The organism is Allobosea sp. 05T422_2, from assembly GCF_056396265.1.
On record NZ_JBFTLD010000288.1, the window covers coordinates 1 to 8,171 of the forward strand.

The 8,171-nt window shown below is 66.9% G+C and carries 8 protein-coding genes; 4 read left to right on the forward strand and 4 right to left on the reverse strand.

From position 1 onward, the window contains the following. Positions 1 to 32 precede the first annotated feature (32 nt). The gene (locus tag AC1DJT_RS31205; RefSeq protein ID WP_476770283.1) at positions 33 to 308 is read left to right on the forward strand and encodes a hypothetical protein; all 276 of its coding nucleotides are present in this window, start codon (positions 33 to 35) and stop codon (positions 306 to 308) included. 95 nt (positions 309 to 403) lie between these two features. On the opposite strand, the gene AC1DJT_RS31210 is transcribed toward AC1DJT_RS31205, so the two are convergent. The 3 genes from AC1DJT_RS31210 to AC1DJT_RS31220 form a co-directional block, all read right to left on the reverse strand. Further along, a complete protein-coding gene (locus tag AC1DJT_RS31210; RefSeq protein WP_476835573.1) occupies positions 404 to 1,321 on the reverse strand; it encodes a 3-hydroxyacyl-CoA dehydrogenase NAD-binding domain-containing protein in 918 nt (305 codons plus the stop codon). Positions 1,322 to 1,412: 91 nt separating this feature from the next. After that, a complete protein-coding gene (locus AC1DJT_RS31215; protein ID WP_476770285.1) occupies positions 1,413 to 2,417 on the reverse strand; it encodes a Bug family tripartite tricarboxylate transporter substrate binding protein in 1,005 nt (334 codons plus the stop codon). Between the two features lie 79 nt (positions 2,418 to 2,496). Further along, positions 2,497 to 4,236, reverse strand: coding sequence for an IlvD/Edd family dehydratase (locus AC1DJT_RS31220; protein ID WP_476835574.1), 1,740 nt, complete (start codon positions 4,234 to 4,236; stop codon positions 2,497 to 2,499). A gap of 64 nt (positions 4,237 to 4,300) precedes the next feature. Between AC1DJT_RS31220 and AC1DJT_RS31225 the strand changes: the two genes are divergently transcribed. From AC1DJT_RS31225 to rfbD, 3 genes are all read left to right on the forward strand, one after another. Next, positions 4,301 to 4,987 (forward strand): GntR family transcriptional regulator, encoded by a 687-nt coding sequence (locus AC1DJT_RS31225; RefSeq protein ID WP_476770287.1) that lies wholly within the window; start codon positions 4,301 to 4,303, stop codon positions 4,985 to 4,987. Positions 4,988 to 5,266: 279 nt separating this feature from the next. After that, positions 5,267 to 5,467, forward strand: a complete 201-nt coding sequence (locus tag AC1DJT_RS31230; protein WP_476770288.1) for a dTDP-4-dehydrorhamnose 3,5-epimerase family protein — start codon at positions 5,267 to 5,269, stop codon at positions 5,465 to 5,467. Continuing rightward, positions 5,467 to 6,360, forward strand: coding sequence for a dTDP-4-dehydrorhamnose reductase (gene rfbD / locus AC1DJT_RS31235; protein WP_476770289.1), 894 nt, complete (start codon positions 5,467 to 5,469; stop codon positions 6,358 to 6,360). Before AC1DJT_RS31230 ends, rfbD begins: the two co-directional genes overlap by 1 nt. A 512-nt stretch (positions 6,361 to 6,872) precedes the next feature. Here rfbD and AC1DJT_RS31240 read toward each other — a convergent pair. Continuing rightward, the coding region (locus tag AC1DJT_RS31240; RefSeq protein WP_476835575.1) for a mechanosensitive ion channel family protein at positions 6,873 to 8,171 on the reverse strand (1,299 nt) is incomplete at its 5' end.

Genomic DNA, 8,171 nt, shown 5'->3' on the forward strand with positions numbered 1-8,171 from the left:
CTCCCACGTTTGGTCGACGGGAGGACAGACCGATGCGACACACCCTGACCGACAAGGCGTTTGCGGCGGCCCTGGTCCTGGCCGCGACATCGCCAGCCTGGGCGCAGGATCAACGCCCCGGGTTCAGCCAATCCCTCACCTGCAGCTTCAGCCACGACCAGGGGGAAACGAGGATCACGCTGAGTGGCCGCTGCTCCGGCGCGCTTGACTTCAGCCTCTCCGTCCAGATCGAGCGCCGGGACGCGTCGCGGACGCGGGGGCAGGAGAGAACCTTCCGCGAGGGCACGGGGCCGATCACCGATTTGTAGGGCACCTGTCAGGGCCGAGGGGCGTKCCGCCGCCTGATCCGCGAAGGGACTGCGCGCGGGATTTGCTGCGCGCCAACTCAGGCCTGTGCCCCCGCCTACTCGCTCACCAGCTTGCKCGATTTCAGCAGCGCCAGCAGGCCCTCGTCGCGGCGCGCTTCCAGCTCGGCGATCGAGCGGCCGGCGCTCTCCTCTGCGACCCCCTCGACGATCCGGCGCTGCACCTCTTCGCTTAAAGTCGGTTGGCCGAGCGATTCCCAGCGCCTGAGCTGGCTCGGCCCGAGATGGGCAAGATAGCCCTTGATGCCGCCGGCGCCGCCGCCGAGGTGATAGGTCATGTGCGGKCCCATCAGGGCCCAGCGCAGACCCGGCCCATGGCACAGGGCGGCATYGATATCGGCGACGCTGGCCACGCCCTGCTCGACCAGATGGACCGCCTCGCGATAGAGCGCCGACGCCAGCCGGTTGGCGATATGGCCCGGCATTTCCCGGTTCAGCACCACGGGCCTGCGCCCGAGCACGCGATAGAAGGCGCAGGCCTGCGCAATGACGGCCTCATCCGCGCCGATGATCTCGACCAGGGGCACGAGATGGGGCGGGTTGAACGGATGGGCGACGATGATGCGCTCGGGCCGGAGGCACTCGGCGACGATGGCGCTGCGCAGCAGGGCCGAGGTGCTGCTGGCGATGATCGCATCCGGCGCCGTCTGGGCGTCGATCTGGCTCAGCAACTGCCGTTTCACGGCCTCGTTCTCCGGGCCGTTCTCCTGGATGAACTGCGCGCCTTCAAGCACCGCGCCGAGCCTGGTCGAAAAGCTGAGCGCCCCCGCGCCGGCAAGCCCCAGTTCGGCGAGCTGCGATCGGGCGCGCTCGACGTAAGTGAAGAATTTCTCCTCGGCTGCGGGCGAGGGGTCGTAAGCCGCGACAGCGACGCCATGAGCACAGGCGAGCGCCGCCCAGCTCGCGCCGATCATGCCGGCGCCGACAATGGCGATGCGCTCGATGGGGTTTGTCATGATGCTCTCGCTCCCAAGGGCTGGCGTCGATGAGCGCAGGATCTCACCGGTGCCACCGCTCCGGCCTAGCGCAGCGCGGAGCCAAATTCCATCACTCCGGCTTCAGCCCGGTCGCCTTGATCAGGTCGCTCCATTTCGTCATCTCGCTGTCGATCAGCGCGGCCGCCTCGGCAGGCGTGCCGGGCTTGGGCGTCACGCCCTGCAGCTTCATCGCTTCCAGCGCCTTGGGGCTTTTCAGCGCCTTGACGATCTCGGCGTTGAGCTTGTCGATGATCGGCTGCGGCGTGCCGGCCGGGGCGAGCACCCCGAACCAGGAGCCGATCTCGAAATCGGGCAGCCCCTGCGCGATCGCCGTCGGATAATCCGGCATGAAGGGGGAGGGCTCGCGGCCGGTGGTCGCGATCGCCTTCAGCGAGCCCGCATTCACATGCTGGAGCACGGAGGGAATGGTGTCGAACATCACCTTGACCTGGCCGCCGATCATGTCGGTCATCGCCGGGCCGCTGCCGCGATAGGGCACGTGGCCGAGCTTCGTCCCGGCGCGCGCATTGAACATCTCGCCGGCCAGATGCTGCGGCGAGCCGTTGCCGGAGGAGGCGTAGTTGAAGTCCTCGGGCTTGGCCTTGGCGAGCGCGACCAGCTCGGGGATGGTCTTCGCCTGCACCGAGGGGTGGACGACGAGCGCCAGGCCGACCGTGCCGGCGATGGTGACCGGCGCGAAATCCTTCTTCAGGTCGAAGCCGGGCTTGGCCTGCAGCCCCATATTGATCGAGTGGCTGGTGAGCGCGCCCATCAGCAGCAGATAGCCATCGGGCTGGGAGCGGGCGACGGCAGCCGCGCCGACGCTGCCGGCCGCGCCGGCGCGGTTCTCGACGATGACGCGCTGGCCGATCGTCTGCGAGAGTTCCTCGGCGATGACGCGGCCGATAATGTCGGTCGCCCCGCCCGGCGCATAGGGCACGAGCAGCGTGACCGGCCTTTGCGGATAGGCCTGCGCGCCTGCGGGACCGGCAAGGGCAAGTGACAGACCGGCAAGTGACAGACCGGCAAGTGAGAGAGCGGCGAGCGTGCCGCCGAGAAAGGCGCGTTTCAGCATCGGGCATTGTCCTCCGGGTTGGGCTGCGGGCCGGTTCGTCCGGCCCTGCATCACGTGTCTTGAGCCGCGCTGCGGCCAGTCAGCAGAAGTCGAAATCGCAGCCTTCATCGGCCTGGAGGACGCTTTTCAGATAGAGCCCGCGATAGCCGCGCGAGGGCTCGCTGAGATGGGCGGGCGCCTGCCATTCTGCCCTGCGGCGGTCGAGCTCGGCCGCCTCGACCAGCAATTCGATCTGGCGGGCGGGCACGTCGAGCCTGATCAGGTCGCCGTCGCGGACCAGCCCGAGCGGGCCGCCCACCGCCGATTCAGGCGTGATGTGCAGGACGATCGTGCCGAAGGCGKTGCCGCTCATGCGGGCATCCGAAATGCGGACCATGTCCTTGACGCCGGCCTGGGCGAGCTTCTTCGGGATCGGCAGATAACCGGCCTCCGGCATGCCGGGCGCGCCCTTGGGGCCGGCATTGCGCAGCACGAGCACGTCATCGGCAGTCACATCGAGCGCGGGATCGTCCATGCGCGTCACCATGTCCTCGACGGAGTCGAAGACGACGGCCCGGCCGGTGTGCTGGAGCAGGGCAGGAGAGGCGGCCGAATGCTTGATCACCGCGCCGCCAGGCGCCAGGTTGCCGCGCAGCACGGCCATGCCGCCGGTCTGCTTCAGCGGGTTTGCGGCGCTGCGGATGATCGTCTGGTTCGGCACCTCCTCGGCGGCCTCCGCGATCTCGCCGATGGTCTGGCCACTGATGGTGATGGCGTCGAGCGCCAGATGCGCGCGCAGTTCCTTCATCAGCTTCGGCACGCCGCCGGCCCAGTGGAAATGCTCMATGTAATGATCGCCCGACGGCTTCAGATCGATCAGCACCGGCACGGCGCGGCCGATCGCGTCGAACTCCTCGAGATCGATGCTCAAGCCTGCGMGCCGCGCGATGGCCGCGAGATGGACGAGCCCGTTGGTCGAGCCGCCGATCGCCTGCAGCACCACCATGGCGTTGCGGAAGGCGGTCTCGGTCAGCAATTCGCTCGGCCGCAATCCACGTGAGCTCTCGCCCCCCTTGGCCAGCGCAACAGCCTGCTTGCCGCTGGCTTCGGCGGCGCGGATGCGGTCGGCATGGGTCGCCGGAATCGTGCCGGTGCCGGGCAGCGCGATGCCGAGCGCCTCGACGAGGCAGCCCATGGTGCTGGCCGTGCCCATGACCATGCAGGTGCCTTGCGTCGGTGCGAGCCTGCCGCTCAAGACCTCGATCTCGGCCTCGTCGATCGTGCCGGCCCGGTGCTGGCCCCAGAGCCTGCGGCAATCCGTGCAGGCGCCGAGGATCTCGCCCTTGTGGTGGCCGACCAGCATCGGGCCGGTGATGAGCTGGATCGCGGGGATATCGGCCGAGACCGCGCCCATCAGCTGCGCCGGGACGGTCTTGTCGCAGCCGCCGATCAGCACGACCGAATCCATCGGCTGGGCGCGGATCATCTCCTCGGTGTCGATCGCCATCAGGTTGCGCAGGAACATCGAGGTCGGGTTCGAGAACGACTCGTGGATCGAGACGGTCGGGAACTCCATCGGCAGGCCGCCGGCGAGCATGACACCGCGCTTCACCGCCTCGATCAGGCGCGGAACATTGCCGTGGCAGGGGTTGAAGTCGCTGAAGGTGTTGGTGATGCCGATGATCGGCCGGTCGAGCGCATCGTCGGAAAAACCGGCCGCCTTGATGAACGCCTTGCGCAGGAACAGCGAAAAGCCGGGATCGCCATAGCTGGCGAGATTGCGGCGCATGCCGCGCGGGGCCGGTTTGGCGGGGGCCGTCTTGTCATTGGTGCTCGTCATGACATGATGAGGCGTTGCCGTTGACATGATTGTCAACAATTATGTTGGAACTGGAATAAGTCGCATGTCCGTCCTCGCGTTGAAGCCCGCCACCGCCGACCGCACCCGCATGGTGGCCGATGCCCTCGAGGAGGAGATCGTGCTTGGCTGGCTGCTGCCGCGCGAGCGCCTGATCGAGGAGGACATCGCCGCTCGGCTCGAGGTGAAGCGCCATGTCGTGCGCGAGGCCCTGGCCGAGCTGGAGCGGGTCGGGCTGGTCGAGCGCGTGCCGAACAAGGGCGCAGCCGTCAGGCTGCTGGAGCCGCAAGAGGTGCGCCAGATCTATTCGGTGCGCGAGGCGCTGGAGACCTTGGCGGCTGAGCAGATTCCGCTGCCGGCCGGCTCCGAGATCGTCTCACGGCTGAAAGCCATTCAGGACGTCCATGCGGCCGCGGTCACCGACGCCGACGCGCGCGCGGCCTTCCGCGCCAATATGGCGTTTCACGAGGCGCTCTTTGCCGCCTGCGGCAATCCGCACCTGGTCGAGCTGATCCAGATGATGGCGCAGAAGGTTCATGGCGCCCGTTCGATCACGGCAGCCAGCCCCTCGCATCTGGCGCTGGCCTGCGCCGAGCATTGGGCGATGATCGCCGCGCTCGAGGCCGGCGACCGGGCGAGGCTGGTCCAGCTCTGCCGCGACCATCTCGGCCCCTCCCGCGACGCCTATATCGCCGCCGTGGAGCAGAGGCAGGGCCGCGATCAGGCGCGATAGGGGGGCTTTGGCCGGGGGGCGGGTGACAATGTCCGGAACTGCCTTTTCTGACGTTGGGTACGTCCGCTTTTCGGCCATTCAATTTGGCGAAGACGAGGCTGATCTTCAGCACTGGAGGTCACTATGATCATGAGCCGGGAGGTGTTGCGGACTCGGGCCCCGCTCGCGTCCATAGACGAGCCGCGAAAATTCGTCGATCTACGTGGGGGATCGGTTCAAGCGGACAACATCAGGGCCAGCGGTCATATCGTGCCGCGCAAACAGGCCGGAGACATGACAATGCCCTTCGTCACACACGAGCCGGACACCGAAGTGCTCTGCAAGACCACCGGGCCCTACGCGCCCGAGAACGATCATGGGCTTGCCTTCGATGATCCGGCCCTCGGCATCGCCGAGGCTCTGCCCCTGTCCTCGCTGCCCCTCTCCGACAAGGATCGCAAGCATCCGCGGCTCGCCGAGATGCTGCGGTTTTTCGACTGATGGGTCTGCGCATCGTCGTCACCGGTTGGACCGGCCAGGTCGTCCGCGCCATGCTGGAGCGCGTGCCGGCCGGTGTTGAAGTCGTCGCGCTCCGCCGCCCGGATCTGGATCTCGCCATCCCCAAAATGATCGCGCCAGCACTGCGCGCGGCCAGGCCCCATGTCATCGTCAATGCGGCGGCCTATACGGCGGTGGACCAGGCTGAGAGCGAACCCGACCTCGCCATGCGCGTCAACGGCGAGGCGGCCGGTGAAGCGGCGCGCGCGGCTGCCGCACTTGGCGTCCCCGTCATCCAGATCTCGACCGACTACGTCTTCGACGGGGCGCTCGATCGGCCCTATCGCGAGGACGACGCGACCGGGCCGATCTCAGCCTATGGTGCCAGCAAGCTGGCTGGCGAGCGGGCGGTCGCGGCCGCCTCGGACAACCACGCGATCCTGCGCACGGCCTGGATCTACAGCCCCTTCGGCAAGAATTTCGTCAAAACCATGCTGCGCCTGGCCGAAACAACCGACGAGGTCGGCGTGGTCGCGGACCAGCATGGCTGCCCGACCAGCGCGCTCGACATCGCCGACGCCGTCCTGGCGGTGGCGCGCAATCTGGTCGCCCGCCCCCAGGACGAAACACTGCGCGGCATCTTTCACATGAGTGCTGCGGGGGAAGCGGTCTGGGCCGATGTCGCCGAGGCGATCTTCGCAGACCGGGAGCGGCTCGGCGGCAAGCCGGTCGCGGTCAAGCGCATCGCCACGACGGATTACCCGACGCCAGCGCGGAGGCCGGCCAATTCACGGCTCGACTGCGGCAAGCTCGCTGCGCGGCACGGCGTTACGCTTCCCGCATGGCGCGGCTCGCTGGCGACCTGCGTCGAGCGTCTCCTCAAGGATCAGGGATAGACCACGTCCAACTGCGGCGGATGAGCCTCACGCACCATGGCGATCTCCGCCGTGACGCGGAAGAAGCGGGCGATCTCGCAGATATCGCCGTGCTCGGCCGGGGCGTCTTCCCTGACGAGATCGAACGATTGCCGACGCGATTGGCGCCAAATGGCAAGACCCGGCGGCCGGGCAATGCGCGAAATGATCTGGACAGGTTTCGTCTGCTGATCGGACAGCGATCGATCGGATGAAGGCTTCGACTGTCAGGCCGTGCCGACTGGTCAAAGCCCCGCCCGAGATTCGCCCGATGTCTGGTTGCCTGACGGCCGGAGGATCGATGGAGCGCGATATGGCTGAGATCGCGATGGTCGCCGTGGGATCGGTTGTCTATTCGCTGACCTGCTGGGTCGCCCTAGCGCCCCGTCGCAGATGAGCGGCCGATGCTTCGGCTTGGACCCGTTCTTCTGGCTGGACCGGTTCTTGTGGCCGCAAGGCCCCGATGCCCGGTAAACGAAGGCGAACAGCCAGGCTCACCCACCCATCTCGGGGACATGAAGGGGCTTGGGCACCAGTTTGATGCCGTTCTCCGCCAGCACGATCCGCACCTTGGACAGGATCGCCTTGCGGATCTGGAATTGACGCCCGGCCCGGGCCTTGTATTTGGCGCGGATCACCAGAGTGCCTTCCTCGAGCGCTGCAATGCCCTGGCTCTTGAACGGCTCAAGCAGATCGGCGTTCAGCTCCGGATCCGCTTCGATCTCCTGCCCGATCTTCTTGAACAGTTTCCGCACGGCTTCGACATCGGTGTCCAAGGCAACCCGGAACATCATCTTCTCGATGACCCATTCGCGGCTGAAATTCTGGATCTTCCCGATCTGCCCGAAGGGAATGGTCGCAACCGGACCACGCGGGTGCCTCAAGGAGACCGATCGCAACGAAATTCTCTCGACAGTGCCCTTGGCTCCCGAGGTCTCGATATATTCGCCCAGGCGGAAGGCATCATCGACGAGGAAAAACAGACCGGCCACCACATCCTTGACCAGTGTCTGGGAGCCCAGCCCGATCGCCAGGCCGAAGATCGAGAGGCCGGTGATCAGTGGCCAGACATTGATGCCGAGCATCACCAGGACGGTCAGAGCCCCCAGCGTCAGGAGCGCGGCCTTGGTGAGGCCCACGAGCAATGGGCCGACAGTGGTCAGCCGCGTGCCGATCATGGCGGCGGGGACCTGCGGATCGCCCGGCGTTTGAGGTCTGATGCGCGCGGCCATGATGGCCACCCAGTTCCAGCAGAAGGCAATGACCAGCACGAGCATCAGGATCTCGCCAGCTTTCAGCAGGACGGTGCCCCGCGGAATGCCGACGACATCCAGGATCGGCAGGAGCCAGAGCGTGGCCAAGACCGCGAGAATCGATGCCGCGACCACGATGCGGAAGGTGCGCCACAGCGCGCCCGCCAGTTCTCCGCCCTGCGAGCGAACCGCCTGCCAGCCGCGTCTTTCGATGGCGACGTCGAGATGAGGACCGGCGAGAACCAGAAGAAGCGAAAGCAGCAACAATCCGCCCCGCGTCGGCCTTCCGATCGTTAGGTCCAGCTGGATGAAGAGGAAGGCGGCGATGACGACCGCCACCACCAGCCCGGGCCAGAGCGCGGCGAGCCTCCGGCGGAGCGATCCTGCCCCGCTGCCGAATGACAGAACCCTGGTCACCAGCCCGCGATGACGAAGATACGCGGCTGCGACCAGAATGGTGAACGGCAAGGACACCGCGAATGTCGCGAAGAGATCGCGTAGCGGATCGGCCGCATTCCATATGCGCAGACAGGCAAGGAC

Bases quoted from the DNA above. Each gene is read 5' to 3' on its own strand.
- AC1DJT_RS31205 (WP_476770283.1), top strand. From the start codon at position 33: ATGCGACACACCCTGACCGACAAGGCGTTTGCGGCGGCCCTGGTCCTG.
- AC1DJT_RS31215 (WP_476770285.1), bottom strand. From the start codon at position 2,417: ATGCTGAAACGCGCCTTTCTCGGCGGCACGCTCGCCGCTCTCTCACTT.
- AC1DJT_RS31225 (WP_476770287.1), top strand. From the start codon at position 4,301: ATGTCCGTCCTCGCGTTGAAGCCCGCCACCGCCGACCGCACCCGCATG.
- AC1DJT_RS31230 (WP_476770288.1), top strand. From the start codon at position 5,267: ATGCCCTTCGTCACACACGAGCCGGACACCGAAGTGCTCTGCAAGACC.
- rfbD (WP_476770289.1), top strand. From the start codon at position 5,467: ATGGGTCTGCGCATCGTCGTCACCGGTTGGACCGGCCAGGTCGTCCGC.